The organism is Ottowia oryzae (assembly GCF_003008535.1).
In the GTDB taxonomy this organism is placed as follows: Bacteria; Pseudomonadota; Gammaproteobacteria; order Burkholderiales; family Burkholderiaceae_C; genus Ottowia; species Ottowia oryzae.
Genome location: NZ_CP027666.1, coordinates 871,336 through 896,721 on the forward strand (window position 1 = coordinate 871,336; position 25,386 = coordinate 896,721).

Annotated in this window: 23 protein-coding genes and 1 riboswitch; of the genes, 14 read left to right on the plus strand and 9 right to left on the minus strand. The window is 67.9% G+C overall.

Annotated elements, in window-relative coordinates; translation table 11 throughout:
- Complete coding sequence (locus C6570_RS04025) at nt 1-996, plus strand: DnaJ C-terminal domain-containing protein (protein WP_106702072.1); 996 nt, start codon at nt 1-3, stop codon at nt 994-996.
- Nucleotides 997-1,035: 39 nt separating this feature from the next.
- The gene (locus C6570_RS04030) at nt 1,036-1,356 is read left to right on the plus strand and encodes a chaperone modulator CbpM (protein ID WP_106702073.1); all 321 of its coding nucleotides are present in this window, start codon (nt 1,036-1,038) and stop codon (nt 1,354-1,356) included.
- A gap of 198 nt (nt 1,357-1,554) precedes the next feature.
- Here C6570_RS04030 and C6570_RS18240 read toward each other — a convergent pair whose 3' ends face one another.
- The 3 genes from C6570_RS18240 to C6570_RS04045 form a co-directional block, all read right to left on the minus strand.
- On the minus strand, nt 1,555-2,397 hold the full coding sequence (locus tag C6570_RS18240) for a glycine zipper 2TM domain-containing protein (protein WP_106702074.1): 843 nt from the start codon (nt 2,395-2,397) through the stop codon (nt 1,555-1,557).
- A 415-nt stretch (nt 2,398-2,812) separates the two neighbouring features.
- Nucleotides 2,813-4,972 (minus strand): TonB-dependent receptor, encoded by a 2,160-nt coding sequence (locus C6570_RS04040; protein ID WP_106702075.1) that lies wholly within the window; start codon nt 4,970-4,972, stop codon nt 2,813-2,815.
- A 326-nt stretch (nt 4,973-5,298) separates the two neighbouring features.
- Nucleotides 5,299-7,581 (minus strand): acetoacetate--CoA ligase, encoded by a 2,283-nt coding sequence (locus tag C6570_RS04045; protein ID WP_106702076.1) that lies wholly within the window; start codon nt 7,579-7,581, stop codon nt 5,299-5,301.
- Nucleotides 7,582-7,678: 97 nt separating this feature from the next.
- On the opposite strand from C6570_RS04045, the gene C6570_RS04050 reads away from it, so the two are divergent.
- The 8 genes from C6570_RS04050 to fahA all read left to right on the plus strand — a co-directional run bounded on the left by C6570_RS04050 (nt 7,679) and on the right by fahA (nt 15,554).
- Nucleotides 7,679-8,398 carry a TetR/AcrR family transcriptional regulator gene (locus tag C6570_RS04050; RefSeq protein WP_106702077.1) on the plus strand — a complete coding sequence of 240 codons (720 nt, stop codon included), beginning with the start codon at nt 7,679-7,681 and terminating at the stop codon, nt 8,396-8,398.
- Entirely contained in the window at nt 8,395-9,333 is a 939-nt protein-coding gene (locus tag C6570_RS04055) for an ABC transporter substrate-binding protein (RefSeq protein ID WP_106702078.1), read from the plus strand. Before C6570_RS04050 ends, C6570_RS04055 begins: the two co-directional genes overlap by 4 nt.
- Before the next feature lie 76 nt (nt 9,334-9,409).
- Nucleotides 9,410-10,174 carry an ABC transporter ATP-binding protein gene (locus C6570_RS04060; RefSeq protein ID WP_106702079.1) on the plus strand — a complete coding sequence of 255 codons (765 nt, stop codon included), beginning with the start codon at nt 9,410-9,412 and terminating at the stop codon, nt 10,172-10,174.
- A 196-nt stretch (nt 10,175-10,370) separates the two neighbouring features.
- A complete protein-coding gene (locus C6570_RS04065) occupies nt 10,371-11,180 on the plus strand; it encodes an ABC transporter permease (RefSeq protein WP_106702080.1) in 810 nt (269 codons plus the stop codon).
- Nucleotides 11,177-11,953, plus strand: a complete 777-nt coding sequence (locus tag C6570_RS04070) for an ABC transporter permease (RefSeq protein ID WP_106702081.1) — start codon at nt 11,177-11,179, stop codon at nt 11,951-11,953. The genes C6570_RS04065 and C6570_RS04070 overlap by 4 nt, the downstream gene beginning before the upstream one ends.
- 163 nt (nt 11,954-12,116) lie before the next feature.
- Nucleotides 12,117-13,157, plus strand: a complete 1,041-nt coding sequence (locus tag C6570_RS04075; protein WP_106702082.1) for an SMP-30/gluconolactonase/LRE family protein — start codon at nt 12,117-12,119, stop codon at nt 13,155-13,157.
- Between the two features lie 32 nt (nt 13,158-13,189).
- Nucleotides 13,190-13,987 (plus strand): cyclase family protein, encoded by a 798-nt coding sequence (locus C6570_RS04080; protein ID WP_106702083.1) that lies wholly within the window; start codon nt 13,190-13,192, stop codon nt 13,985-13,987.
- A gap of 241 nt (nt 13,988-14,228) precedes the next feature.
- A complete protein-coding gene (gene fahA, locus C6570_RS04085) occupies nt 14,229-15,554 on the plus strand; it encodes a fumarylacetoacetase (RefSeq protein WP_106702084.1) in 1,326 nt (441 codons plus the stop codon).
- A gap of 446 nt (nt 15,555-16,000) precedes the next feature.
- Here the strand turns inward: fahA and C6570_RS04090 are convergent, their stop codons facing one another.
- Nucleotides 16,001-16,690 (minus strand): TFIIB-type zinc ribbon-containing protein, encoded by a 690-nt coding sequence (locus C6570_RS04090; RefSeq protein ID WP_245896294.1) that lies wholly within the window; start codon nt 16,688-16,690, stop codon nt 16,001-16,003.
- Nucleotides 16,691-16,801: 111 nt separating this feature from the next.
- Here C6570_RS04090 and C6570_RS04095 point away from each other — a divergent pair, with 111 nt between their 5' ends.
- Nucleotides 16,802-17,530: a 16S rRNA (uracil(1498)-N(3))-methyltransferase gene (locus C6570_RS04095; RefSeq protein ID WP_106702086.1), complete on the plus strand. Its 729-nt coding sequence runs from the start codon at nt 16,802-16,804 to the stop codon at nt 17,528-17,530.
- A 97-nt stretch (nt 17,531-17,627) separates the two neighbouring features.
- Here C6570_RS04095 and C6570_RS04100 read toward each other — a convergent pair whose 3' ends face one another.
- Complete coding sequence (locus C6570_RS04100) at nt 17,628-18,515, minus strand: alpha/beta hydrolase (RefSeq protein ID WP_164675487.1); 888 nt, start codon at nt 18,513-18,515, stop codon at nt 17,628-17,630.
- Nucleotides 18,512-19,984: a M20/M25/M40 family metallo-hydrolase gene (locus C6570_RS04105; RefSeq protein ID WP_106702088.1), complete on the minus strand. Its 1,473-nt coding sequence runs from the start codon at nt 19,982-19,984 to the stop codon at nt 18,512-18,514. Before C6570_RS04105 ends, C6570_RS04100 begins: the two co-directional genes overlap by 4 nt.
- A gap of 409 nt (nt 19,985-20,393) precedes the next feature.
- Here C6570_RS04105 and C6570_RS04110 point away from each other — a divergent pair, with 409 nt between their 5' ends.
- The 3 genes from C6570_RS04110 to C6570_RS04120 all read left to right on the plus strand — a co-directional run bounded on the left by C6570_RS04110 (nt 20,394) and on the right by C6570_RS04120 (nt 22,986).
- The gene (locus C6570_RS04110; RefSeq protein ID WP_106702089.1) at nt 20,394-21,098 is read left to right on the plus strand and encodes a glutathione S-transferase N-terminal domain-containing protein; all 705 of its coding nucleotides are present in this window, start codon (nt 20,394-20,396) and stop codon (nt 21,096-21,098) included.
- A gap of 96 nt (nt 21,099-21,194) precedes the next feature.
- The gene (locus C6570_RS04115) at nt 21,195-22,025 is read left to right on the plus strand and encodes a DUF72 domain-containing protein (RefSeq protein ID WP_106702090.1); all 831 of its coding nucleotides are present in this window, start codon (nt 21,195-21,197) and stop codon (nt 22,023-22,025) included.
- 159 nt (nt 22,026-22,184) lie between these two features.
- A riboswitch (FMN riboswitch) is annotated at nt 22,185-22,341 on the plus strand.
- 108 nt (nt 22,342-22,449) lie between these two features.
- Nucleotides 22,450-22,986, plus strand: coding sequence for a 6,7-dimethyl-8-ribityllumazine synthase (locus tag C6570_RS04120; protein WP_106702091.1), 537 nt, complete (start codon nt 22,450-22,452; stop codon nt 22,984-22,986).
- A 220-nt stretch (nt 22,987-23,206) separates the two neighbouring features.
- Here the strand turns inward: C6570_RS04120 and C6570_RS04125 are convergent, their stop codons facing one another.
- The 3 genes from C6570_RS04125 to otnI form a co-directional block, all read right to left on the minus strand.
- Complete coding sequence (locus tag C6570_RS04125; RefSeq protein ID WP_106702092.1) at nt 23,207-23,806, minus strand: YceB family lipoprotein; 600 nt, start codon at nt 23,804-23,806, stop codon at nt 23,207-23,209.
- 56 nt (nt 23,807-23,862) lie between these two features.
- Nucleotides 23,863-24,231 carry a hypothetical protein gene (locus C6570_RS04130; RefSeq protein ID WP_106702093.1) on the minus strand — a complete coding sequence of 123 codons (369 nt, stop codon included), beginning with the start codon at nt 24,229-24,231 and terminating at the stop codon, nt 23,863-23,865.
- 245 nt (nt 24,232-24,476) lie between these two features.
- A complete protein-coding gene (gene otnI / locus C6570_RS04135; protein WP_106702094.1) occupies nt 24,477-25,325 on the minus strand; it encodes a 2-oxo-tetronate isomerase in 849 nt (282 codons plus the stop codon).
- Nucleotides 25,326-25,386 lie beyond the last annotated feature (61 nt).

Genomic DNA, 25,386 nt, shown 5'->3' on the forward strand with positions numbered 1-25,386 from the left:
ATGCAATTCAAGGACTATTACGACATCCTCGGCGTCACCAAGAGCGCCAGCCAGGACGACATCAAGAAGGCCTACCGCAAGCTGGCCCGCAAATACCACCCCGACGTCAGCAAAGAGGCCGACGCCGCCGAGCGCATGGCCGAGGTGAACGAAGCCAACACCGTGCTGTCCGACCCCGAAAAGCGCGCCGCGTACGACACCGTGGGCGCGCAGGCCTGGGCCGCTGGCGCGCGCTCGGGCGACGACGTGCGCCCGCCGCCGGGCTGGAACAGCGGCTACGGCGATGGCGGCGGCGCCGAGGGCTTCAGCCGGCACTTCGGCGGCGGTGGTGACGGCGGCGACTTCAGCGAGTTCTTTGAGCAGATGTTTGGCCATGCGCGCGCAGGCGGCGGCGCTGGGCGGCGCGCGTCCGGCGCGCACGCGCAGATGCGCGGTGAAGACCGCCATGCACGCATCGAGCTCGATCTGGCCGACACCTACAAGGGCGCTGAAAAGCAGATCAGCCTGCGCGGCGCCAAGCGGGACGAATCCGGCCACGTGGTGCCGGACGACCGCACGCTGCAAGTGAAGATCCCCGTGGGCGTGAAGGAAGGCCAGATGATTCGCCTGGCTGGCCAGGGCGGCGCGGGCTACAACGGCGGCCCGGCGGGCGATTTGATGCTGGAAGTGCAGTTTCGCCCCGATGCGCGCTACCGCATCGACGGCCGCGACGTGACCCAGCGCCTGCGCATCAGCCCGTGGGAGGCGGCGCTGGGCGGCGGCGTTCACGTCACCACACCCGACGGCGCCACGGTGGAAGTGACCGTGCCCGCCGGCTCGGGCAGCGGGCGCAAGCTGCGCCTGAAGGGGCGCGGCATTCCGTCGACCAGCGCGCCGGGCGACTTGTACCTGGAGCTGGAAGTGGCCGTGCCCGGCGCGGTGACCGACGAGCAGAAAGCCGCGTGGGCCGCGCTGCAGGGCGCCTACCCCGGCTTCAACCCCCGCAGCGCCGCCTGACGCGCGCCCGCCCCGCACGGACAACGGAGACCGATCCCCATGGCACACCACAACCCCATTGCCATCCCCGCCGAATTGGTAGAACTGCTGGGCGATGCCGCCCTGGACTTGCAAGAACTGGCCCGCGGCTGCCGCGTCAGCCCCGACTGGGTGGTCACGCGCGTCGAATCCGGCGTGCTGCTGCCCGACAGCGGTGGCGCCGCCGCCGAATGGCGCTTTGCCGGCGCCACCCTGGTGCGCGCCCGCCGCCTGGCCGGGCTGGAGCAAACCTTTGAGGCCGACCCCCAACTGGCTGCGCTGACGGTGGACCTGATGGAAGAGGTGGTCGAGCTGCGCCGGCGCCTGCATCAGCTGATCTGAAGGCGGGCGGCCGTGGCTTGGGGCGATGCGCTGACCCCAAGCCGCCAGACCGCCGCCACCACCCCAGCCGCACTTCTGGGGGCTGGCTGGCCGCCATCGCCAGCGGCCCGATTTTTCAGCACAAAAAACACTGCCCGCGCTGGATAGACCAGCGCGGGCAGCTATGTTTTCAGGAGTGGCGGCCCGTCAGGCCGTGCCTCAGAACCCCACGCCGATCCCGGCGCCGCTGTGGCGCCCGATGCGCCCACCCACCGACAGGCTGACGCCTACCGGCGCCACGTAGCGCGGGGCCGGCTGCACGTACACGGGCGCCGGGTAAGCCTGATACACCGGGGCCGGGTACACGTAGGGCTGCGGGTAGGCCACCGGGTACGGCGCCTGCACCACGGGCTGCGCCGGGTACGGGTACGCGACCGCAGGCGGCGCGGTCACCACCGGCGCGCTGACGGCCGGGTACCCAGAATACGCCGGCGCCACCGGGTAGGCCGACACCGGCGCGGGCTGCACCGGGTAGGTCTGCACGCCGCTGTTGTAGCTACCGCTGTTGTAGCCGCCGTTGTTGTAGCCGTAATCCTGCTGCTGGCCTTCATAGCCGTACGGCGCGGGCACCTGCAGCCACTGGCCGGGCGCCTGAGCGGTGCGCGTCTGGTATTGGCGGCCTTGGTATTCGTAGGTGACGTCGTAGCCGGTCACGCGCTGGCTGTAGCGCGTGGCGCAGCCGCCGTAGCCGTTGTTGTAGGCCTCGGCCGTGTTGCCCAGCACCGCGCCGCCCAGGGCGCCCAAAATGGCCCCGGCGATGTGGCCGTTGCCCCGGCCGATCTGGCTGCCAATCAGCCCGCCGGTCACGGCGCCCACGGCCGCGCCCGTGCCGCTGGCACGGTTGGGCCCGCACTCCTGCACGGGCACTTGCTCGACCACCGGCTGCGCGCCCAGCACCCGCGCCGTCACCATCGACTGCGCGTTCGCCGCCGTCGCAGCCACGCCCAAGGCGGCCAGCAAGGCCAGGCGAACCGGGGTGGCGGCAGTCAGGGGGCTTTTCATGATGCGATCCTCTCCAAGGCAAGACAACTCAGCCGACATTTTGGGCCGATTCCCTTCCCCAACGCCCCAGCGCCGACGCGGGGGGACGGACTTTACAACCCAGTCACAAAGTGGGCACCGCCAAGGCCTGTCGCGGCAAGGCGACCGTTGGCAGAAAGACGGCATGTCCCCGGCAGAGAGGCCAGCGGGGGTTGCGAGGACCGCTATGGCGCGGCGGGCGAATGCGTGGCGGGGTACGTGGCCCGCTGCGCCGGCCATCAGCGCAGTCGCAATTTGCTCATCAATTGATAGCTTCCCGTGCCCGGCTATCGGGCGCAAAAGGCTGATTTCATGCAAAAAAGCCGGCCATTGGGCCGGCTGTGAGGGGCAGGCCGCGCCGCCACAGCGAATGCGGCGTGCGCGGCAAGCGTCACGGTCAGAACGAGACGGTGGCCGACAGGCGGAAGGTGCGCGGTGCGCCGGCCATGACGAAGCCGTCCCCGAACGTGCCGATCCAGTACTTCTTGTTGGTCACGTTTTCCACGCTGGCATTGAAGCGCACGGGCGTGGCGCCGAATTTCGTGGCGTAGCTGGTGGTCAGATCCAGCCGCTTCCAGGCGGGCACGCGCAGGCGGTTGCCCGAATCGGACCACTGCTTGCCGGTGTAGTGAACGCGGCCACCTACCTTCAGCCCTTGCAGCGGCGTGTCCCAGTCCAGGCCCATGCGGGCGCGAAGGCCCGGCGTGCCGTAGGTGTCCTTGCCGGTGTTGCGCTGCTCAGACTTGATGTGGGCCACGCCGCCCAGCACGGACAGGCTCGAGGTCAGCTTGCCGTACACGCTCCATTCCACGCCGCGCAGACGCTGCTCGCCGTCGTCCACCAGGCGGTTGGCGGGGTCGGTGATGAAGGAGGGGCGCTTGATCTGGAACGCGCTGACGGTGTGGGTCAGCTCGCCGGTCTGGAACTTCACGCCCAGCTCCATCTGCTTGCTCACGCGCGGGCCCATGACTTCGCCGGCGTTGGCGTAGGTCACGCCCACCACCTGGCCGGGCTCCATGCCTTCGGTGTAGTTGCCGAACAGCGCGACGCTGTCGCCCCACGGCCGCACCACGGCGGCCAGCATGGGCGAAAAGCGGCTCTTGCTGTAGTTGTTCCAGGGCTGCTTGATGCTCTGGTAGCGCCCGCCCAGCGTCAGCAGCACGGCGTCGTTCGCGAAGCTCATCGTGTCGGCGATGGCCAGCGAGCGGAAGTCGTTGTTGCTGCGCACCGTGGCCTTGTCGTAGCCGTTCCACACCGGGGGGTTGGGAAACACCGGCGTGACCGGGTCGTACATGTTGGTGTTGTAGCAGTAGTTGCACGCGGTGTTGTTCGTGCCTTCCTTCATCTTGAGGATGTTGGCCGACAGCTGCGCGCGGTGCTTCACGGCGCCGGTGCTGAACTTGCCGATCACCCCGGCTTCGGCCGTCTGGCGCTTGGAGCGCGTGTCCACGTTGTAGATGGCGCCGCGCGTGGCGCCGTCCAGGCCGGTGACGATGGCGCGGGTGCCAAACATCAGCCCGCGGCCTTCGGCCTCGCCCGCGCCAAAGGCCAGGTAGCCTTGCCAGTTTTCGTTGAAGTCGAACTCGCCGCGTGCCAGCACGCCCGTGTTGTCGTACTTGCCGTGCGTGCCGCGGAACATGTTGGTGTCGCCGCGCGGCGGGCTGAGCAGGACGCCCACCCCAGGAATGGCGGCGTTGCCCGTGAAGTTGAACATGCCGGGGCTGCCGTTGCTGATCTTGTTGATGCTGTTGTACACATCCAGCGAGAAGCGGGCGCGGTCGCCCAGGTAGTCGATGCCCAGCGCACCCACGCTGCGCGTTTGCTTCTCGTCCTTGGCGCCCATCTTGCCGGTGCCGTACACGCCGTTGAAGCGCACGCCCAGGCGCTGCTCGGGGCCAAAGCGCTTGCCCAGGTCGGCGTGCGCCTGGCCGTAGGAGCTGGTGCCGTAGGTGAAGGTGAGCTCGGCAATGGGCTTGGCCAGCGCGCGCTTGGTCACCATGTTCACCGTGCCCGCCACGCTGGTGCCCGGCGGCATGCCCGACAGCAGCACGTTGGGGCCGCGCAGCACTTCCACGCGCTCGAACATTTCGATGGGCACCGAGTTGGCCGGCGCAATGCCGTACAGGCCGTTGGTGGCGATGTCCTGCGCGCCCATGTCCAGCCCGCGCAGGTTGAAGTTTTGCAGCAGGTGGTTCTTGTTGGTGGTGAAGACCACGGCGGGGTCGTTCTCCAGCACGTCCTGCAGGGTCAGGGCAGACCAGTCCTCGGCCAGCTCGCGCGTGTAGGCGTTCACGTGCACTGGCGCATTCATGATCGAGGTGGCGCCCAGAATGCCCAGCCGCGCACCCTTGGCGGCCTTGCGCCCCGGCGCAAGCAGGGGCAGATCTTCACGCTCGTACGTGTCGCGGATATTGACTTGCTCCAGCGTCGGCGTGGCCGCGTCTGCATTGGCGGTGCTGGGTGCAGGGGCGGGCGTCTGGGCGAGTGCGGTGGCGCCGTAGGCCAGCAGCGCGAGGGCAATCGGGCTGAGCCGCAGGCGGCGGGTGGATGCAGTCAATGGAGCACTCCTAGGAGTATGGGGCGAGGAAAGCGGTTGCGCCCGGGCAGGCGCAGGCGCTAAGGCGGCGATCGTTTGAATCTAAATGATACCGATTATCGTTTCCAATATGGGAAAGACAGTGGCGCAGGCCGGGGAATGGCGCCCACGCTTCGGCGCCAACGCAACACTGTTCGCCCTGAAAGCGGGCATCGGCAGTCACGCAGTGGCCGCAGCCAAGCCTGCGCTCGGGCCGGCTGGCGGCCGCGCCGTGGGTGGTGGATAAGCGGGACGCGCCCGCGCGGCTTTTTGCAGCGCGTACTGGCGGCGCCGGGTTCAGTGCCGCGTCAGTCCACGCTGGGCGCCGCGTTCTGCAGGCGGGCGCGCGCCAGATCCTCGTACCAGGCCAGGCAGGCCGGGTTGGCCATCGCTTCGCGGTTGACCACCTTTTCCAGCGGGTGGCCCAGCAGCAGCTTCTTGATGGGCAGCTCCTGCTTCTTGCCCGACAGCGTGCGCGGGATCTCGGCCACATGAAAGATGTCGTCGGGCACGAAGCGCGGGCTGAGCGAGCTGCGGATCGCGCTGTTCAGCCGCTGGCGCAGCGCGTCGTCCAGTTCGACCCCTGGTCGCAGCACCACGAACAGCGGCATGTAGCTTTCGCGCCCCAGGTATTCCAGATCGACCACCATCGAATCCAGCACCTCGGCAATGCCTTCCACCGCGCTGTAGATCTCGCTGGTGCCCATGCGAAGACCGTGGCGGTTGATGGTGGCGTCGCTGCGCCCGTAGATCACGCACCATTCGCCCTGGCCGTGCGCATCGCCGATGCGCAGCCAGTCGCTATGGCGCCAGACGCTGCCGGCCTCGGGCGAAAGGTCGCCACCACCCGGCTTGCGGCCATGGCCCGGCGGGTACATCTCGAAGTAGCTGGCCTTGTAGCGCGCGCCCTCCGGGTCGTTCAGCAGGTACAGCGGCATCGACGGAATCGGCTGCGTGCACACCAGCTCACCCACTTCACCGATCACCGGCGCGCCCGCGTCGTTCCAGGCTTCCACCGCCGCGCCCAGCATGCGGCACTGCATCACGCCGGGGCGCTGCGGCAGCTCGCGGTTGCCGCCGATGAAGGCGCCGCAGAAGTCGGTGCCGCCTGAGATGTTGCACCACCAGATGTCGCCCCCACGCTCCTCGGCTTCGCCTGATGCGCTGCCCCCCGAGGGGGCCGCACCTGCGCTTGGGAGCGGCCCGGCACGCAGGTGGTCGCCCCCAAGCTCCTCGGCTGCGCCTGGTGCGCTGCCCCCCGAGGGGGCCGCAGCCCGCCTGGGGAGCGGCCCGGCGGCGGGCTCATCGCCCGCCTGCGGCGGCTGACCGCGAAGGCGCCGAAACTGGTCGGTACCCCACTGCTGCACGTCGGCAGCCAGGGGCGAACCGGTGCTGCCCAGTGCGTGCACGCGCGACAGGTCGCCGCACTGCGCCAGGTCCACGTCCGCCTTCATGCAGTTGGCGTAAAACGCCGCGCCCGCGCCGAAGAAGGTCACCTGGTGGCGCGCGGCAAAGCGCCACAGCACCGTCCAGTCGGGTGCGTCCTTGCTGCCGCCGGGGCTGCCGTCAAAGATGACGCAGGTGGTGCCGCCCAGCAGCCCGGCCAGCTGCGCGTTCCACATCACCCAGCCGGTGGAGCTGTACCAGTGAAAGCGCTCGCCCAGCGTGCCCGGTGCGTAGCTGCAGCCCACGTCGTCGTGCAGCACGCCCAGCATCTGCATCACCAAAATCATGCCGCCGTGGCCGTGCACGATGGGCTTGGGCAGGCCGGTGGTGCCGCTGGAATACACCACCCACAGCGGGTGATCGAAGGGCACGCACAGCGGATCGAACGCGGCGGTTTCAGCATCATTTTGGGCTGTGGCGCTGGTGTATTCTGCGCTGGCAGCTACAGTTTCAGTAGTGCCCAGGTTGCGCTGCACGATCACGTGCTGTACCGATGGCAGCGCCGCGCGCAGCTCGGCCAGCACGCCCAGGCGGTCAAAGTCGCGCCCGGCCCAGCTTACGCCGTCGCAGGCGATCAGCACCTTGGGCTCGATCTGCTTGAAGCGGTCCAGCACCGCGTGGGTGCCCATGTCGGGCGCGCACACGCTCCACACCGCGCCCAGGCTGGCCACGGCCAGAAAGGCCACCATCGTTTCGGGAATGTTGGGCAGGTAGGCAGCCACGCGGTCGCCCCGCTGCACGCCGTGTTCGCGCAGGTGCAGCGCGAGCGACGCCACCTGGCGCTGCAGCTCAGGCCAGCTCAGCTCACTCACTTTGCCTTTTTCGTTCTCGCTGATGATCGCCGGCACCCCTGCCGCCGCAGCCGGGCCCACATGGCGCAGCACCTGCCGCGCATAGTTCAGCTGCGCGCCCGGGAACCACTCGGCGCCCGGCATCACGTTGCGGGCCAGGGCGGCGGTGTGCGGCGTGGGCGATTCGATCTGGAAGTAGTCCCAGATGCTTTGCCAGAACGCGTCCAGCTCGGTGACCGACCAGGCCCACAGGTCGTGGTAAGTGTCGAAATGGAGACCCCGCGTATCTCGCAGCCAATGCTGATAGCGGCGGATCTGTGGCGGGCGGGCTGGTAGAGGGACGGCAGAAGTCATGCCCTGATTATTGGTAAGTGCCGCGCGCAAATCCAGGGTGTGAGTTCAGGGTTTGTACGGTTGTTCAATCTATTTGAACAAGTGTTCAATTCAGCGCATGCGAACCGCTCTCAGTCGCCCCACTGCCGCTGGCGCTGCCGCGTTACGGCCCGACCGCAAGGCCGCCATCCTGCTGGCAGCCGAGAAGCTGTTTGCCCAGCATGGCTACCACGCGGTGTCGCTGCGGCAGATCGCAGCCGATGCAGGCGTGCCGCTGGCGCTCGTCAGCTACTACTACGGCGCCAAGCATGAGCTGTTCCACGCCATCTTCGAGCACTGGAGTCCCACCATCGGTCAGCGCCTGGCGTTGTTGGATATTGCGCTCTCACAATCAGAGCGGCCTGATCTGCGTGAAATCGTCCGCGCCTTCATCGAGCCGGTGGTTGCGCTGCGCGCCAGCGCCGAGGGCGAGTACTACGCCATGCTGGTGGCGCGCGAGTTGGTCTACCGCACGCCAGACACCGAGCGGGTGCTGAAAGAGTACTTCGACCCCATGGCCAACGCCTTCATCGACGCGCTGCAAGTTGCGCTGCCTCACGCCACGCGCGCGCAGCTGGCCTGGGGCTACCAGTTCGCTGTGGGCGCGCTGCTGCACCACCTCGCCGACACGCGGGTCGAGCGCTTGTCTGCCGGGCAAAGCTGCGCTAGCGATCCGGTTGCTTGGCCGCTGTTGGTGGATTTCATTGCCGGCGGCCTGCATGCCGCGCTCCCTATGCCTGACCGCGCCGCGCGCACAGCGGCTTCCCCTGCTCAAGAATCAAGGAGACCAACCCGATGAAACGCCGAATCGTCCTGCATGCCCTTGCCGCAAGCACCGCCGCCGCGGTGCTGCCTGCGCGCGCGCAAACCCCCAAGATCGTGTTCGGCTACACCGCGGTGACCGACTTTGCCACCGTCTTCGTAGGCGTGGACCAGGGCCTGTTCAAGAAGCGGGGGCTGGAAGTGGAGCCTAAGTTCATCCCCATCAACTCCACTATCCCGGCGGCCATCCAGTCCGATTCGCTGCAGATCGGCGGGCCCACGCCCAGTGTCTTCCTGCAAGCCGCCGAAGGTGGGCTGAACCACGTGGTGGTGGCCGGAGGTGGCGTTACCTCGCGCTCCAACACCGGCTTTGGCCTGGTGGCCAAAAGCGGCAGCGGTATCAAGACGCCGCAGGACTGCCTGGGCAAGAAGATCGGCGTGCCCGGCCTGGGCGCGTTCTTGCATGTGACCTTCCGCGCCTGGCTGAAGCAAAACGGGGTGGACTATAAGAAGGTCAACTTCGTCGAAGCCTCCATTCCGCAGCACGGTGATTTGCTGCGCGGCGGCTCGATGGATGCGGTGGTCAGCGCCGACCCGTTCATGAGCCGCATCGTCGATGCCGGCGTGGGCTATGTGGCGTCGTACTACTCCACCTTCTTGCCCGAGAACCAGCACACCATCATCTACACCGCGCGTCGCGACTGGGCTAATGCCAATGCCGCGGCGGTGCGCGATTTTCAGCAGGCTGTGCAGGAGGCGGCGGTCTTCATCCGCAACCCGAAGAACGACGCCGCCGTGCGCGTCGCCATTGGCAAGTACATCAAGCTGCCACCCGAGGTGCTGGCCAAGGTGCAGATTTCACCCCAAGGTCCCACGGTATCCACGCAGCAGCTGGACTATTGGGTGGGATTGATGAAAGAGCAGGAAATGCTCAAGTCCACGCCGCAGGTGGCCAATCTGATCTTCAAGTAAAGCCTCGGGCGCTATTTTTTAATAGCTGCTTGCGCTTGTGTGATCGGCGCAAAAGGCCTATTGGAATCATAAGAAGATGGACACGGTACTGGAGCTGGACCAGGTGGCAATCCGCCTGGGCGGGCGCGAGATCCTCTCGCCCACCTCGCTGAACGTCCACAGGGGCGAATTCGTCTGCGTCATCGGCCCCTCGGGCTGCGGCAAGACCACGTTGCTGCGCGCGGCCGCGGGCTTCTTCACGCCGGCGGCGGGCCGCGTCACGCGGCACGGCAAGCCGGTGACCGGCCCCTCGCGCGAGGTAGCGTTCGTGTTTCAGGACTACGGCCGCGCGCTGCTGCCCTGGCGCACCGTGGCCCGCAATGTCGAGTTGGCTCTGGAAGCCGCCCGCGTGCCGCAGGCCGAGCGTCACGCGCGCATCGACCGTGTGCTGACCACGGTGGGTCTGGCGGCGCACGCGCACAAATTCCCATCGCAGCTGTCGGGCGGCATGCAGCAGCGCGTACAGATCGCGCGCTGCCTGGCGCAGCAGCCCCAGCTGATGCTGATGGACGAGCCCTTTGGCGCGTTGGACGCACAGACGCGCGAAAGCCTGCAGGATGAGTTGGCGCGCCTGGTGCGGGAACAGGGGCTGACGGTGATGTTCGTCACACACGATTTGGAAGAGGCGCTGTATTTGGGCGACCGCGTGGTCGCCTTGCGCGCCAACCCTACCCCTGACAAGCCCAGCCTGGCCGCGCTGATCAACGTGCCGCTGGCGCAGCCGCGCCACCAGTTGACGACGCGCGAGGATCCCTTGTTTCTGCGCCTGCGGCGTGAGCTGTACCAGTATTTGGAGCATTGATGAGACTCCCCCCTGTGGCGCTGACGCGCTTTCCCTGCTCCGTCTTCGCGCCGCGCGGTGCGAAAGGGTGGGTAACGCCAGTTCCCAGCGCAGGTCCGGGAGCGGCGTTTGCTGGCACGGCCTGCTCCTCGGCCGCTCGATTCGCCGACCTTAGTGTGCATTGCGAAGGTCGCCTCCAATGGGGAACGGAACTGGCATGAGCCCGTCCACCATTGCCCCACCAAGCCGACCGGGGTTGCTGCGCTGGCTGCGTCCGCTGGCCTTTCCGCTGCTGTTGCTGGCGGCAGTGGAATGGTGGGCGCGCACGGCGGGCAAACAAAGCGACTCGCTGGCGCCGCCCACGGCCGCGCTGCAGGCGCTGGGGCGTGCGGCGGTGGACGGCTCGCTCTGGCAAAGCACGGCGTTCACACTGGGCAGCGCGGCGCTGGGCTTGCTGATGGGGGGCTTGTTGGGGGTGGCGCTGGGTGTGGCGCTGGGGCTAGCGCCGCGGGCTGCGCGCTGGTCTGCGCTGTCGATTGAGCTGCTGCGGCCGGTGCCTTCGGTGGCGCTGATTCCGCTGGCCATGTTGGTGTTCGGCTTCGGCGTGCGCATGGAAGTGTCCGTGGTGGCCTTTGCCTGCCTGTGGCCCATCATGGTGCTGACGCAGGCTGCCGTGCGCCAGGTGGAGCCGCAGTTGCAAGAGGTGGCGTACGCCTTGCAGCTCACGCCCTGGCAGCGCTTTGCCTGGATCGTCGCGCCCTCCATCGTGCCGCGCCTGTTCGTTGCGCTGCGGCTGGGCGTGGCGATTGCGCTGGTGGTGGCCGTCACGGTGGAAATTGCCGCCAACCCGCATGGCATGGGCTACGCCATGGCCATCGCGCAGCAAAGCCTGGACCCGGCGCTGATGATCGCTTGGCTGCTGTGGATCGCCGTCACCGGCTTTGCCATCAACGCCGGGGCCGAATGGCTGCAGCGCCATGTGGCCCGCCGCATGGGCGCCGCGCCGCTGGCAGGGGGCGCACCATGAGGGATGGCAACAGCCTGCGCCGCCATCCGGTGGACATGGCCGGCGCCATCGGCGTGCTGGCTGCGCTGCTCGCGCTGTGGTGGTTGGCCAGCCACCTGCAGTGGGTCAGCAAGGTGTTCTTGCCCACGCCCGAAGCCACCTGGGCCAGCCTGCGCGAAGGCCTGGCCGATGGCGAGCTGGGCGCGTTCACGCAAGCCACCGTCGGCCGCATGCTGGCCGGCTGGGGCCTGGCGGGGCTCGCCGGCATCGCGCTGGGCGGCTTGATCGGCAGTTCGGCCTGGGCGCGGGCGTGGATTGCGCCCACGCTGGAATTCATCCGTCCGCTGCCCGCGTCGGCCGTGATGCCGGTGGCGATTGCGGTGTTTGGCCTGTCGGGTGGCATGGTGCTGGCGGTGGTGGCCTTTGGCGCCATGTGGCCCGTGCTGTTGGGCACGCTGCACGGCCTGACCAGCGTGCACCCGCGCCTGCGCGAGGTATCGCGCATGCTGCAGCTGTCGCGCACCGAATTCCTGTGGAAGATCGGCCTGCCCAACGCCATGCCCGACATCCTGGCCGGACTGCGGCTGTCGCTGACGATTGCGTTGATCGTCAGCGTGGTGGGCGAAATGATCGCTTCGCAGCCTGGATTGGGGCAGGCGATCTTGCTGGCGGCTCGGGCGTTTCGCGCCAGCGATTTGTTTGCCGGCATTGCGCTGCTGGGGTTGATTGGGCTGGTGAGCAACGCGCTGCTGGCGCTGGCGGAACGGCGCCTTCTTCGCTGGCAACACAGATGAGACATCCCCTGAGTCGCGTCGCGCTTTCACCCTCTTGCTTCGCGAGGGGGAGGGCACCAATACCTGGCGCAGGTCCTGGACCGGTGTCCGCTGGTGCGCCCTACTCTACGGACTTGTGTGCCTCGGGGCGGTGCGCGCTGACAGATCACTGAAAGGAGAAACCATGCCTACCACCAACCCGTTGATCGGGTTTACCGTCGACCGCACGCAGATCAAAACCATCGGACGCGATCTTCAGCGGCCTGAATGCATCCTGGCGGAGCCGGATGGCACGCTGTGGTCGGCCGATGCGCGCGGTGGGGTGATGCGGATCGCGGCCGATGGCTCGCAGCGCTTCATCGGCCAAACCGCCGATGCGCGCTTTGCCAGCGCGGCGGCGACGAGCGATGAGCTGGAGCACAAGTTCACTACAGGCACGCTGCCCAATGGCCTGGCGTTTGCGGCCGACGGCGACATTCTCATCAGCAACTTTGGCACCGATTGCCTGGAAGTGATGACGCGGGACGGCGCCACACGCACGCTGGTGGACCGCATCGACGGCCAGCCCATCGGCAAGGTCAATTTCGTGCTGCGCGATTCGAAAGACCGTGTGTGGATCACAGTGTCGACCCGCGTCAACCCATGGACCACCGCCGCAAGCTCGCGCGTGCAGGACGGCTATATCGTCCTGCTGGAAAAAGGCCAGCTGCGCGTGGTGGCGGACGGCTTTTGCTTCACCAATGAAATCCGCCTGGACGCCCGGGAAGAGTGGCTCTACATCGTCGAGACCACCGGCCCGCACATCACGCGCATGCGCCTGCACGAAGGCGCGCAGGGCGTCGAGCTGAAAGACCGCGAAGTTTTCGGGCCGCAGAACCTGGGCGGCTTTCCGGACGGTATCGCCTTCGACGCCGTTGGCAACCTGTGGTGCACGCTGGTGATGGTGGACGTGCTGATCGCGCTGACTCCGCAGGGCGACAAGCTGGTGCTGCTGGACGACGGCGATCCCGCCGCATCCAAGGTGTTGCTGGACCACATTGCCGCCGGCACCGTGACGGCCGACGACATGATGAAGGCGCGCGGCACCGTTGCACCGTGGATGGCCAGCATCACCTTTGGCGGGCCCGATTTGCGCACGGCCTACATCGGCAGCCTGATGGGCACCACCATCCCCTATTTCACCGCGCCAGTGACCGGCCTGCCGATGGCGCATTGGAAGAAGTAGTCGAAGCGACATACCCTCGAAGGAAAACCTCCATGCCCCGCCAATTCGTTGACCTGTCGATCTACTTGGAGAACGACGTGGTCTCCGATCCACCCGCGTTCGCGCCCAAGATCCAGTACTTTGACCACAAGAACTCGTTCGAGCAGATGGCGCCGTTTTTCCCCGGCCTGAAGCAGGAAGATCTGCCCGACGGCGACGTGTGGGCGGTGGAGACGGTCCAGCTGTCCACCCACAACGGCACCCATCTGGACGCGCCCTACCACTTCCACAGCACCATGGACAAGGCGCTGGGCGAGAAGAGGCGCGCCTGGACCATCGATGAAGTGCCGCTGGAGTGGTGCTTTCAGCCCGGCGTGAAGCTGGACTTCCGCGCCATGCCCGATGGGTACGTGGTGACCGCTGCCGACGTGGAAGCGGAGCTGAAACGCATCGGCCACGCGCTGAGCCCGCTGGAGATCGTGGTGGTGAACACCCGCGCCGGCAGCCGCTATGGGCACAACGACTTCGTCAGCGCCGGTTGCGGCATGGGCTACGACGCCACCATGTACCTGCTTGAGCGTGGCGTGCGCCTGACCGGCACCGACGCCTGGAGCTGGGACGCGCCCTTCGTCTACACCGCGGAAAAATACGCTGCCACGCAAGACGCCAGCCTGATCTGGGAAGGCCACAAGGCCGGCCGTGACATCGGCTACTGTCACCTGGAAAAGCTGCACAACCTGGAAGTGCTGCCGCCCACGGGCTTTTACATCAGCTGCTTTCCGCACAAGATTCGCGGTGCGTCAGCGGGGTGGACGCGGGCGGTGGCGATTTTTGATGAAGGTTTGAAGTGACACCCCGTGAAATGGACGCACTCCCTGTGGCACTGACGCGCCTCCCCGTCTGCTGCGCGAAGGGGGATCACACCCGTTCCCGGCGCAGGTCGTGGAACGGCGTCTGCTGGAGTGGCCTGCTCCGCGGCCGTTGGATGGGCGTTGAGGGCGGCGTGCCAAAGGTTGGCAGCTGCCATTTGAATGAAATTGGGCTGTAGCGCTTGTCCATAAAGCGCAAGCAGCTATTGATTCGTGAGTAAAAATGACCAGGCTCGACGCGACCCATGACCCTGCTGCGCGCAGTTGGTTGGCTGCTGCCAACGCATCCGGCGGCGACTTTCCCATCCAGAACCTTCCGTTTGCCGTACTGCGGCGGCGCGGCCGCGCGGAGGCGTTCCGGGGTGCGGTGGCCATCGGCGACCAGGCGCTGGACTTGGCGGCGCTGCATGGCCATGGCGCGCTTTCGGGCGATGTTCAGACGGTGCTCGGCCTTGCCGCACGGCCGGCGCTCAATGACTTCATGGCTGCGGGCCCGCAGGCCTGGCACGCGCTGCGCATGGCGCTGTTCGACGCGCTGCACACCAGCGCCAACGGTGGCACGCAACAGATCCTGCGCGGTTGCCTGATCCCGCTGGCGGAGGTGGAATACGCGCTGCCGACGCGTATCGGCGACTACACCGACTTCTACACCTCCATCCACCACGCCATCAATGTTGGCAAGCTGCTGTTCCCCGACAACCCGCTTACGCCCAACTTCCAGTGGCTGCCCATCGCGTACCACGGCCGCGCCAGCAGCGTGGTGGTCAGCGGCACCGACTTCCAGCGCCCCAACGGCCAAGCTATGCCACCCGGCGCCAAAACGCCGGTCTACACGCCGTGCACGCGGCTGGACTACGAATTGGAAATGGGCTTTTTCATCGGCCCCGGCAATGCAATGGGCAAGCCGGTGAAGCTGGCCGATGCAGAGCAGCACATCTTCGGCATGTGCCTGCTCAACGACTGGTCGGCGCGCGACCACCAGTTCTGGGAAATGGCGCCGCTGGGCCCCTTCCTTGGTAAGAACTTCTGCACCAGCATTTCGCCCTGGATCGTCACCATGGAAGCGCTGGCGCCGTACCGCGTACCTTTGCCGCGTTCGGGGGACGACCCGCAGCCGCTGGCCTACCTGGACGACACAACCAACCGCGCTCACGGCGGGTTGGACGTGCAGCTGTCGGTCACCATCGAAACCGCGCGACACCGCGCGCGTGATTGGCCGGCGGCCGAGATCACGCGAACCAGCTTTCGCCACCAGTACTGGACCGTCGCGCAGATGCTGGCGCAGCACACCGTGGGCGGCTGCAACCTGCAGCCGGGCGACTTGTGCGGCACCGGCACCATCAGCGGCCCCACACACGCCGAGGCTGGCGCCATCGTGGAGCTGAGCGTGGGCGGCAGCCAGCCCATCACGCTGGGTGGTACGGACGAGCAGCGCACCTTCCTGCTGGACGGCGACGCGGTCATCCTGCGGGGTTGGTGCGAAAAGCTGGGTGCGGCGCGCATCGGCTTTGGCGAATGCCGGGGCATGGTGCTGCCAGCTCAGGCGTGAGTCAAATTGACGGCAGCGCTTGATTTACCGGCGCTAGACGCTATTGAAACCATAGTTTCCGCTGAATCGGAGGTGGCGCTCACGCCTGGCATGGCCGCGCCAGGCGATCCACCAGCCCGCAGCCGCCAGGCCGCCCGCTTCCCCTCATGCGCCCGCCGTGTGCCAAGGCCATGTTGCGCGCCATCGCCAAGCCGGGTGGCTACCTTCGGCGACGATGGCTTGCTGCAGCGCTTTCCTGCCGCGCAGAGGGCGATCTGGAAACGGCCTACCGCGGCTGGGGCGAGCCTGTGCAGCGCGTACTGCCAGCCGCACGGCGGTATGCTGACCCCGACGCGCTACACCATCTCGCGCGTTTCCATGGGGGCAGATTCATCCCTTCTGGCGCGGCACGGTCACCGGCGGGCGCTTTCATTGAGTGGCCTGCGGGGGGCAAAGACAAGCGGGCGTCAGCGGGTCAGGACGCGCCAGACCAGTTCCAGCCCGGCGGCCCACAGGTCCCCCGAGTCCGCGGCGCTGCCTTGCTGCCAGCGCTCTTTTTGCTCTTCGCGTTGCTGGCGCGCGCGGTCGCGCTCGATGCTGACCAGCGCGTCGGCCAGGTCGGTGGCGCGCGGACCTTCCTCGGCGCGCTCTTGCTTGCGGCCCAGGTTCGACAGCGCTTTTTCCACCGCCTGCGGGTCCAGCAGCGACAGCGCTGCCCGGCAGTACGAGCAGGCGTGCTCCTTGCGCAAATCCACCGGCGCGCCGCAGCTGGTGCATTCGATCACCTTCACGCGCTCGGCCAGGTCTTCGATCTCGGGCCGCGTGAGCTGGCGCACGAAGCCCTTTTCGATCATGAAGGATGAAAACGTGGTGAAGCGGCCATGCCGCTCGGGGCAGCGGTGGGTGAAATAGCGGCCGCTCTTGACCACGTCCACGCCCTCCGCCAGCGTGCGGCGGCAGCGCGGGCAGTGCATGGTCTGCGCCAGCGGCGTGTGCGGGTCGTCGCGGTGCTGGTGCAAGTCGCCAAACAGGTCGATCACGCCTTGCGGCGACATGCGCAGGTTCTCGTTGCCGTCAAACCAGATGCCGTGGCAGGCGTGGCACAGGTCCAGCTCGATCTCCACGCCGTTGTGCCCGGCCACCCTGTACGCGGCCATCGGCGCTCGGCAGGAAGGGCAGGCGGTGGGGCTGGCAGCGAGGCGGGCGGGCATGGTGCGCCGATGCTAGCGCAGCGCCCGCTACCATCGGCGCACTGTTTGCGCCCTGCCATGCCCCGATTTCACGTTCCCGGCCCCCTCACACCCGATGCCGACCTGGCCTTGCCGCCGGGCGCCGCTCGCCACGTGCAGGTGCTGCGCCTGCAGCCCGGCGCCCAGATCACCCTATTCAACGGCGAAGGCGGCGAATGCTTGGCCACCGTCACCGCCATGGGCCGCAGCGACGTGCGCGTGCGCCTGGGCGAGCACCAGGCCATCGAGCGCGAGCCGCTGCGCCCCGTGCAGCTGGCCACTGGCGTGATGGCGTCCGACCGCATGGATTGGCTGGTCGAGAAGGCCACCGAGCTGGGCGCCGCGGCGCTTACCCCCGTGCTGACCGAGCGCTGCGCGCTGCGCCTGTCGGGGGAGCGGGCGCAGAAAAAGCGCGCCCACTGGCAGGCGGTTGCTACTGCGGCTTGCGAACAAAGTGGGCGCAACCGCTTGCTGGACGTGCGCGAGCAGCTCACATTTCAGGAGCTATTGAATACCGCTGGCAGCGCAGGCGGCACGCGCTGGCTGCTTTCGCTGGACGCCGCCGCGCCGCGCCTGCACACGCTGGCCGCCGCGCTGGCGCCGGACGAGCCGGTCACGCTGCTGTCGGGCCCCGAAGGCGGCTTGAGCCCCGCCGAAGAGGCCGCCGCGCGCGCCAGCGGCTTTGCGCCCGTGCACCTGGGCCCGCGTGTGCTGCGCGCCGAAACCGCGCCGCTGGCAGCGCTGGCGGTGCTGCTGACCAGCGGCTGAGTGCGCGGGGCCGCGCCAGCGATGAGCGTGGTTTGATATCAAAATCGTAGCTGCCGGCGCTGTATCCACCTGCGCTGCGGGCGGTTTTGACGCTGAACTACGGGTAAGGCGGCGCCTGGTTCAGCATGATCGCCGGGTAGCGCGCGCACAGCCATTGGCGCAGCGCCTCGTAAACCGGCTGCCGATCCAGCTCGTGCAGCAGCGCGTGAAAGTGCATCGGGAAATGGTGCGCCTGCACCACGTCGGCGGGTGCCAGGCGCGCGAACCTTTCGCTGCCTTCGGAGAAGACCAGCTGGTCTCGGCCGGCGTAGAGCAGCAGCGTGGGCAACTTCCAGCGGGGCGCGCGGGCCAGCACCTCCTCGCCGTGCTTGACGATGAAATGCGCCAGCCGCGCGGTCAGGCATTCGTGGCGCAAGCGATCCTTGCGCCACGCTTCAATCGCCTGCAGGTCGTGCGTCATGTCCTCTGCGATCGCGCGGCTTTCGATGGGCCAATGGGCGGCCACCAGCGCCATCGCACGCAGCAGGGGCGCCTGCGCTATGCGAGAGCAAACCGATAGCGCGGGTGAGGACATCACCAGCCCTTCGACGCGGCGCAGCTTGCGGCTCACCAGACGGGCGGCCACCAGCGCCCCCATGCCCTGGCCCAGCAGGATCAAAGGCAGACGGTCGTCCATCACGGCGCGCGTGTCGTCGATGACGGTGGCCAGATCCCGCATCAGCCGGTCTTCGTCGGGCACATCGCCGCGCTGGCCGCTGGAGTCGCCGTGGCCGTACTGGTCGTACCCGCGCACGGAAAAGCCCCAGTGGTTGAGCTGGTCGGCCAGCTCGGTGTAGTTGCCTGCGTGCTCACCCAGGCCGTGCACGAGCAGCACCTGCCCGCGAATCGGCCCGCCAACCGGCAGAGGCCAGTCGTGCAGCACCAGATTGTCGTCAGGCAGGCTGCCGGGCAGCCAGGTGGAAGGGGGCGGCAGGCGGCTCGTCAAGGCATGCGGGCGATGACTTCGGCCACGGCGGCCGTCAGGCGCTTGGCATAGGGCACGTGCAGGAATTCGTTGGGCCCGTGCGCGTTGCTCTTGGGCCCCAGCACGCCGCACACCATCATCTGCGCGGTGGGAAAGCCTTCGCTGAGCTGGCTCATCAGCGGAATGGTGCCGCCCTGGCCGATATAGCCGCAGGGCGCGCCAAAGTGCGCCTGCGAAGCCGCGTCCAGCGCCTGCGCGAACCAGCTGGCCGAGGTGGGCGCGTTCCAGCCCGTGGCGCCGCCGCCGCCTTCAAACGTGACCTTGGCCTGGTAGGGCGCGTTGTCTTCCAGCAGGCGCTTCAAGTCCTGCACCGCCTGCGCGCCGTCCACCAGCGGGGGCAGGCGCAGGCTGAGCTTGAAGGCCGTGTACGGCCGCAGCACGTTGCCCGCGTTCTGCAGGGTGGGAAGGCCCTCGGCGCCGGTCACGCTGAGCGTGGGGCGCCAGGTGCGGGCCAGCAGCGCGTCCACCGGGTCGCTGGTCATGGGCAGCACGGATTGCTCGCGCCCGCCGCAGTCGTAGTGCACCCACGGAAAACGCTTGAACAAATCGTCGCCGAGGATCGCAGCGGTGACCTTGGCCTGCTCAACGCGCTCTGCCGGCACCTCGCAATGAAAGCTGGCGGGCAACAGGCGGCCGGTGGCGCTGTCTTCCAGCCGGTCCAGCACCTGCCGCAGGATGCGGAAGCTGCTGGGCACCAGGCCGGATGCGTCGCCCGAGTGCACGCCCTCGGTCAGCACCTCCACCTTCAGCGTGCCGGCGGCCATGCCGCGCAGGCTGGTGGTCAGCCACAGCTGGTCGTAGTTGCCGGCGCCCGAATCCAGGCACACCACCAGGCCCACGTCGCCCAGGCGCGCGCGCAGCGCTTCGATGTAGGGCAGCAGGTCGGGCGAGCCGCTTTCTTCGCTGGTTTCGATCAGGCCGACGATGCGCGGGTGCGGCACGTTCTGGCTTTTCAGCGCCTGCACCGCGGCGATGGCGGCGTACACGGCGTACCCGTCGTCGGCGCCGCCGCGCCCGTACAGCTTGCCGTCTTCGTACTTGGGCGTCCACGGGCCCAGATCACCCCGCCAGCCGCTGAACTCGGGCTGCTTGTCGAGGTGGCCGTACATCAGCGCGGTCTGCGTGCTGCCGGGCTTGGTGCCCTCGATCTCAAAGAAGATCACCGGCGTGCGCTGGCCGATGCGCACCACTTCCAGCTTCAGGCCCGGCACCTTCTGCGATTCCACCCACTGCGCGGCGTTGCGCACCACGGTGTCGATGAAGCCGTGCTGCTGCCAGTCGGCGTCGAAGGTGGGCGACTTGGCCGGGATGGCGATGTAGTCGGTCAGCTGGCGAAGGATGTCGCCGTCCCATTGCGCGTCGATCTGTTGCTGGGCGCGCGCGGCGTCGAGCAGGTTGCCGGGAAGTTCGTGGTGCACAGGGGCGTTCATGGTGGGCACGGGCTGGGCCGCCGAAAACGAAAGAACGGAAGAAAGAAAAGGACGCGTTGACTTTACCTGCAACCGCCCACGCTGGCCTGATGCCATGGCGGCTTTAGAGGGCGCACCCTGACCGCGCGCAGCGCCCATGCGCCGGGGGCGTCTGCCTTGCGCGCAGGCGCGCAACGGCCCGCCCTGCGTGCCGTGGAATGCTTTGAAATCAATAGCGGTCAGCGCTGATGGGGCGGGCGCCAAAGCCGTTTTTGATATGTAACTCCGGCCATGCCTCCGCTTGCGCGGCCCGGCTCACGCCGTGCGCGGGTTGCCGCGCTGCGCCGCCGCACGCCCGACGGGTGTCCGCCTGGTGCCCGGCAGGCCGCGCGCCCTGCAGGCGAAAAACCCCTGTCGTATATTGCAGCGCATGCGCACGCTCCAAGACTTCCCGATCCTTAGCAAATGGCCGGCCCGGCACCCCGACCGGCTGCAGCTGTATTCGCTGCCCACGCCCAACGGCGTGAAGGTATCCATCATGCTGGAAGAGACCGGCCTGCCGTACGAGGCGCACCGCGTCAGCTTCGACACGCAGGACCAGCTTTCGCCCGAATTCCTGTCGCTCAACCCCAACAACAAGATTCCGGCCATCCTCGACCCTCATGGCCCGGGCGGCCAGCCGCTGGCGCTGTTTGAATCGGGCGCCATCCTGGTCTATCTGGCCGACAAGACCGGCCAGCTGATGCCGCAAGACCCCGCGCGGCGCTACGAAACGCTGCAGTGGCTGATGTTCCAGATGGGCGGCGTCGGCCCCATGTTCGGGCAGCTGGGCTTCTTTCACAAGTTCGCCGGCAAGGCCTATGAAGACAAGCGACCGCTGGGCCGCTATGTGGCCGAAAGCGAGCGCCTGCTGGGCGTGCTGAACGGCCACCTGAAAGGCAAGCGCTGGGTGATGGGCGACGACTACAGCATCGCCGACATCGCCATCTTCCCGTGGGTGCGCAACCTGATCGGCTTTTACGAGGCGCGCGATCTGGTGCACTACGACCAGTTCACCGAAGTCGACCGCGTGCTGCAAGCCTTCGTCGCGCGCCCTGCGGTGCAGCGCGGGCTGGAAATACCGCGCGCTGCCTGAGGCCCATGCGCCGGTCTTCAATGCTTTATGAGCTGCCAGCGCTTGCTCCACCAGCGCTGGCAGCTATGCTTAACGTAGCAAAAAGCGGCTAAAGCCATGGCCACGCGCCGCCGCTCTGGCCAAGCCCACATCGGTATCGGCGGCTGGAGCTTTGAAGGCTGGCGCGGTGGCGCTTTCTACCCGCCCGGGCTGCGCGCGTCGCAAGAGTTGCCCTACGCCAGCCAGCACCTGAGCGGGCTGGAAATCAATTCCACTTTCTACACCACGCCCAAGCCCGAAACCTGGGCGCGCTGGGCCGCCGAAGTGCCGCCCGGCTTCGTCTTTTCGGTGAAGGCGCACCGCATGGCCACGCTGCGGCGCGAGCTGGCGTCGGGCGCCGAATCGGTGACGCATTTCTTCGCCTCGGGCATCACCCAACTGGGCGCGCACCTGGGGCCGATCGTCTGGCAGCTGCGGCCCACCTACGCCTTCAACGCCAGCGATGTCGAGCTGTTCTTGGCGCTGCTGCCCGACGAGGTGGACGGCCTGCGCCTGCGCCACGTGCTGGAGCCGCGCCACCCCAGCTTCGCGTGCGCCGACTACCTGGCGCTGGCGCGCGCCTACGGCGTGGCCACGGTGGCCACCGATTCGACCGACTTCCCCAATGTGTTCGACCCCACGGCGGGCTTCATCTACGCCCGCCTGATGCGCAGCCAGGCCGACTGCGCCACCGGCTATACGCAGCCGGATCTGGCGCAGTGGGCCGAGCGCGTGCGCACCTGGCAGCAGGGCGGGCTGCCCGCCGACCTGCCGCTGATCGACGCAGATGGCGCGCGCCAGCTGGGCCGCGCGCGGCGCGATGTGTTCGTGCAGTTCATCAGCGGCGCGAAGGCGCGCAACCCGGCGGCCGCGCAGGCGCTGATCGGCTTGCTGGACGGCGCGGGCTGAACGCGGCGGCGCCGGTGGCCGAGGTGCGGGTGGCAGGGTGAGGTGCTGCGCGCGCCATGTTTCCAAGCCCCTGTGCGGCGCGCGTGTTGCCGCACGCGCGACCGCCTGGCGCTGCGGCCGGGCCTATGATTCGCCCTGTGCCGGCCCGCGGGCGGGCACATGCGTTCTCAGGGCGGGGTGGAAATCCCCACCGGCGGTATCTGCCTGACAAGGCAGCAGCCCGCGAGCGCCTGGATGGCCAGCAGGCCGCCCAGGGTCAGCAGATCTGGTGCGATGCCAGAGCCGACGGTCACAGTCCGGATGAAAGAGAGCGTGCGACGCGCGGCCCCTTGGCTGCGCGCGGCCGTTGGGCTGCGCGCAGCCTGGGCGTGGTGCGCGCCGTGTGCGCCCTGATTCTGTCCAAATCTCTTTTGTTGAGACCGTCATGAATCAGCCTGTGTCTTTGACTTCCTCCTCTTTGCCTGCGGCGCCCGCCGCCTTGCCGGTGGCGTGGATCGCCGCCAGCTGGCACGCCGACGTGGTGGCACGCGCCTATGAAGGCTTCACCGCCGAATGGGCGCGCCTGCCCGCGCAGGGCGCCGCGCCTGCGCCGGTGCAGCATTTCACCGTGCCGGGCGCGTTTGAAATTCCGCTGTTTGCCCAGCGCCTGGCGCGCAGCGGCCGCTTTGCCGCCGTGGTGGCCTGCGCGCTGGTGGTGGACGGCGGCATTTACCGCCACGACTTCGTCGCCCCCGCCGTGGTCGACGCGCTGATGCGCGTGCAGCTGGATTCGGGCGTGCCCGTGTTTTCGGTGGTGCTCACGCCCAAGGACTACCACGAGCACGCCACGCACCGCGATTTCTTCAGCCGCCACTTCGTCGAAAAAGGCGCCGAAGCCGCCCGAGCCTGCCACCAGACCCTGGCGGTGCATGCCGAGCTGGACGCGGCGGCCGATGCGGCTGTCGGCCTGACCACGGCGTAAGGCCGATGCGGCGCGAGCGCAGGCGGTGGCGGCGCCGCTGCGTCGTGCCGCAGCACCAGTGCGTGTTCGGTGGGTACCGCTGCCTGGGTTATGCGGGTGTGGGGTTTCAGGCCCGATCAACGCGACACAGCGGCGGGTGCGCGCAGCACCTTGACTATCAAAAAAATAGCTGACAGCGCTGGTGTGCCGGGCGCTGGCGGCCTATTTGACTTGAAGGGTCTTAGCGAGCACCCTGCGGGCCCACCTCGATGCGCAGGCCCTCGGGCTGCACGCGCAGCGCGTTCACTGCCCAGCCCAGGTTGCGCGCCATGCTCAGGTATTCGTCCGGGATGCGGTACAGCACCACGTTGGACAACAGCGTCTCCGCTGCGCGCGGCCCATAGCGCGACAGCAGTTCGCGTTGCGCGGGCGGCACCTGATCGACGTCGATGCGGTTGACCTTCACGTCGGCCATGCGGATCGCGCCTTCTTGCTCGTCAAAGCGCAGGCCGTAATCCAGATCCAGCCCGCCCGTGTAGCGGCTGCCGGTCAGGCGTTCGGACACCACCATGTCCACCGCCGTGCCCAGGCGGTTGGTCTGCGGCAGCAGCCGCAGGCGCGGCGACTGCAAGGACAGATCCGCCAAGCCCGAAAAATTGCGCGTGTACGGAAAGCGCTTGGCCAGCAACTCATTCAGTTTGGCCTGCGACAAGGTGATGCTGCGCATCCCGTTGGCGGCGTTGCCGCCTGCAGCGCACGCGCCCAGCGGCAGCAGCGCCGCCAGGCCGGCGCCCGTCAGCAGGCGCAGTGCGGCCTGGCGGGAAATGGGTCGGGTAGACATGAGGGTCACTGTAGCGCGCGCCGTGGCGTTACCGCCGCCAGCGCGCGGCGCCGGTATCAGCCGCCGTCGGAATGCGGGCGGTTGTAGGGCTGGATGGGCTGGCCGTTGGGGCCGAACCTGCGGCGATCCACGTCAAAGTCGTTGCGCGGTTCGCGGTCGTGCCGACGCCGGTCATAACCCTCGCGGTTGAAGCGATCCCGATCGTAGCGCTCGCGTTCGCGCTCCAGCCGGCGGCGCTCGGCACGCTCTTGAAACGACTCGCGGCGCCAATGGTTGTCGTGATTCGTGTTGCCGTTGGCGCGGCCCCAATAGTCAAAGCCCTTGGCTGCGCCGGGCGAGTCTTGTGCCATCGCGGCGCCTGTGGCGAGCACGGCCGCCGCCACCAGCAGGCCGGTGCGCGTGGCTTGGAACAGGTTGAACTTCATGGTGTTTCCTCTGGAATTCGGCTGCGGTCACGGCGCCTGTCTGGCCATCCGGCAAGCACCTTGGTGGTGGCCCCGCGCCGCACAAGCTGAGCTTAGGCGCACGGCGCGGCGGGGCTGTAGGACAGGGGCGCATTCCGGCGGCGCCGCCGTCTGAAAACGCACATGTTTTGGCGCAAAGTGCCGCAGTCGTGACGGCGTGTATGGTGGATGGACGGGCGTGTGCGCGCCACCTGTGGCGAACAACTTCACGCCGTGGCGTGGCGCAACCAGCCCAACCCGTCGCTGGTGCCTGCGGGCACGGCGCCGCGCTGCGGGCGGTATTCGCAACCCACCCAGCCTTGCCAGGCGCAGGCGGCGGCCACTTCGTCGATCACGTTGAAGAGGTACGGGTAGTTCAGCTCGCCCACGTCGGGCTCGTGCCGCTCGGGCACCCCGGCGATCTGGAAATGGCCTACGCGCCCGGTGGGCAGGTAGTGCCGGATCTTGGTGGCCACGTCGCCCTCCACGATCTGGCAGTGGTACAGGTCAAACTGCACCTTCAGGTTGGGCGCGCCGATCTTCTGCACGATGGCGTGGGCGTCGTCCTGCCGGTTGAGGAAGAAGCGCGGAATGTCGCGTGGGTTGATCGGCTCGATCAAAATCTCGCGCCCGGCAGCGGCCGCCTGCGCTGCGGCCCAGCGCAGGTTGCTCTCATAAACAGAGCTTGCGGCGCTGATCTGGTCTGCGCTGGCGGCCTCTGGAAGCAACCCAGCCATGCAGTGGATGCGGGGGCAATCCAGCGCGTCGGCGTAGCGCAGCGCCCATTGCACACCGGTGCGAAAGTCGGCCTCAGCCCCCACCACCGCTGCCGTGCCGCGCTGCCCGGCAGCCCAGGCGGCCTCGAAGCCTGCGGCGTCGCTGCCACCCGGCGGCGCGTTGAACAGCACCTGCTGCAAGCCGTTGCCCCGCAGGCGCGCCGCGATGTCTTCGGGCGCGAAGGCGTAGGGAAAGAGGAACTCCACGCCCTGAAAGCCATCGCGCGCGGCAGCTTCAAAGCGGTCGAGAAACGGCAGCTCCGTGTAGAGCATGCTGAGGTTGGCGGCGAAGCGTGGCATGGCGTGTTCAGCGTTAGCAGCTTGAGGCGGTGCGTTTGCGGCGGCGCGGGGAAGGCGAGCT

What these genes read in the sequence shown, in the direction of transcription:
- C6570_RS04025 (WP_106702072.1), top strand. Translation starts at nt 1, where the DNA reads ATGCAATTCAAGGACTATTACGACATCCTCGGCGTCACCAAGAGCGCC.
- C6570_RS04030 (WP_106702073.1), top strand. Translation starts at nt 1,036, where the DNA reads ATGGCACACCACAACCCCATTGCCATCCCCGCCGAATTGGTAGAACTG.
- C6570_RS18240 (WP_106702074.1), bottom strand. Translation starts at nt 2,397, where the DNA reads ATGAAAAGCCCCCTGACTGCCGCCACCCCGGTTCGCCTGGCCTTGCTG.
- C6570_RS04045 (WP_106702076.1), bottom strand. Translation starts at nt 7,581, where the DNA reads ATGACTTCTGCCGTCCCTCTACCAGCCCGCCCGCCACAGATCCGCCGC.
- C6570_RS04050 (WP_106702077.1), top strand. Translation starts at nt 7,679, where the DNA reads ATGCGAACCGCTCTCAGTCGCCCCACTGCCGCTGGCGCTGCCGCGTTA.
- C6570_RS04055 (WP_106702078.1), top strand. Translation starts at nt 8,395, where the DNA reads ATGAAACGCCGAATCGTCCTGCATGCCCTTGCCGCAAGCACCGCCGCC.
- C6570_RS04060 (WP_106702079.1), top strand. Translation starts at nt 9,410, where the DNA reads ATGGACACGGTACTGGAGCTGGACCAGGTGGCAATCCGCCTGGGCGGG.
- C6570_RS04065 (WP_106702080.1), top strand. Translation starts at nt 10,371, where the DNA reads ATGAGCCCGTCCACCATTGCCCCACCAAGCCGACCGGGGTTGCTGCGC.
- C6570_RS04070 (WP_106702081.1), top strand. Translation starts at nt 11,177, where the DNA reads ATGAGGGATGGCAACAGCCTGCGCCGCCATCCGGTGGACATGGCCGGC.
- C6570_RS04075 (WP_106702082.1), top strand. Translation starts at nt 12,117, where the DNA reads ATGCCTACCACCAACCCGTTGATCGGGTTTACCGTCGACCGCACGCAG.
- C6570_RS04080 (WP_106702083.1), top strand. Translation starts at nt 13,190, where the DNA reads ATGCCCCGCCAATTCGTTGACCTGTCGATCTACTTGGAGAACGACGTG.
- fahA (WP_106702084.1), top strand. Translation starts at nt 14,229, where the DNA reads ATGACCAGGCTCGACGCGACCCATGACCCTGCTGCGCGCAGTTGGTTG.
- C6570_RS04090 (WP_245896294.1), bottom strand. Translation starts at nt 16,690, where the DNA reads ATGGCCGCGTACAGGGTGGCCGGGCACAACGGCGTGGAGATCGAGCTG.
- C6570_RS04095 (WP_106702086.1), top strand. Translation starts at nt 16,802, where the DNA reads ATGCCCCGATTTCACGTTCCCGGCCCCCTCACACCCGATGCCGACCTG.
- C6570_RS04105 (WP_106702088.1), bottom strand. Translation starts at nt 19,984, where the DNA reads ATGAACGCCCCTGTGCACCACGAACTTCCCGGCAACCTGCTCGACGCC.
- C6570_RS04110 (WP_106702089.1), top strand. Translation starts at nt 20,394, where the DNA reads ATGCGCACGCTCCAAGACTTCCCGATCCTTAGCAAATGGCCGGCCCGG.
- C6570_RS04115 (WP_106702090.1), top strand. Translation starts at nt 21,195, where the DNA reads ATGGCCACGCGCCGCCGCTCTGGCCAAGCCCACATCGGTATCGGCGGC.
- C6570_RS04120 (WP_106702091.1), top strand. Translation starts at nt 22,450, where the DNA reads ATGAATCAGCCTGTGTCTTTGACTTCCTCCTCTTTGCCTGCGGCGCCC.
- C6570_RS04125 (WP_106702092.1), bottom strand. Translation starts at nt 23,806, where the DNA reads ATGTCTACCCGACCCATTTCCCGCCAGGCCGCACTGCGCCTGCTGACG.
- C6570_RS04130 (WP_106702093.1), bottom strand. Translation starts at nt 24,231, where the DNA reads ATGAAGTTCAACCTGTTCCAAGCCACGCGCACCGGCCTGCTGGTGGCG.
- otnI (WP_106702094.1), bottom strand. Translation starts at nt 25,325, where the DNA reads ATGCCACGCTTCGCCGCCAACCTCAGCATGCTCTACACGGAGCTGCCG.